This is a genomic window from Escherichia sp. GZ89 (assembly GCF_019366485.1).
Taxonomy (GTDB): Bacteria; Pseudomonadota; Gammaproteobacteria; order Enterobacterales; family Enterobacteriaceae; genus Escherichia; species Escherichia fergusonii.
The window spans coordinates 1-554 of sequence record NZ_JAEOHX010000067.1 but is presented as its reverse complement, the minus strand read 5'-3'; the positions used below and the strand labels follow the sequence as shown (position 1 = coordinate 554).

Genomic DNA, 554 nt, shown 5'->3' with positions numbered 1-554 from the left:
GGGGATTTCATAACTTGCCGCCTGCCTGCAACGCGAAATTCTTGGAAAATTGCGAGGTGGTTTTTATCTTTTCTCCCGGCATGTAGGCCGGATAAGCGTCAGCGCCATCCGGCTTTCTTTTAGCGCTTCTCCCAGCCGTCATGCTGGGCGGTAAAACCTAACGCCTGCATAAACGCGGCCATCACGCTGCGGTCTTCAACACCGACATCCGCCATCCACCACGACGAGACGTTGGGATTATCGCGGATGACCTCTTCTACCAGGTATTGCCCGACGCCGCGGCGACGGGTGATTTCACGCACGCGTAAGGAATCCAGCGCGCCCTGCGTTCCGCTCAGCGTCACTCTTACGGCGCCCAACAAACGCTCGTTAAACCGCGCGGCATAAATCCGGTGCGTTTCATCTACGCTTAATGAGGAGGCGGAATATTCCGGCCAGATTTTGCCCAGATCGATCTGATCCTGAGCGCTAAAGTGTTCTAAACGAAGAATGGTCAGCTTCATCGACGGCTTGTCCCGATTTCAAAAGATGCGATCAGTGTACCGAAACAGGCA

Annotated in this window: 2 protein-coding genes; both read right to left on the bottom strand. The window is 54.7% G+C overall.

Annotated features, from left to right (window positions below):
* Positions 1-7: 7 nt before the first annotated feature.
* Entirely contained in the window at positions 8-142 is a 135-nt protein-coding gene (locus K0335_RS22240; protein ID WP_001517957.1) for a hypothetical protein, read from the bottom strand.
* Entirely contained in the window at positions 120-503 is a 384-nt protein-coding gene (gene panM, locus K0335_RS22235) for an aspartate 1-decarboxylase autocleavage activator PanM (RefSeq protein ID WP_000778873.1), read from the bottom strand. Before panM ends, K0335_RS22240 begins: the two co-directional genes overlap by 23 nt.
* Positions 504-554: the final 51 nt, after the last annotated feature.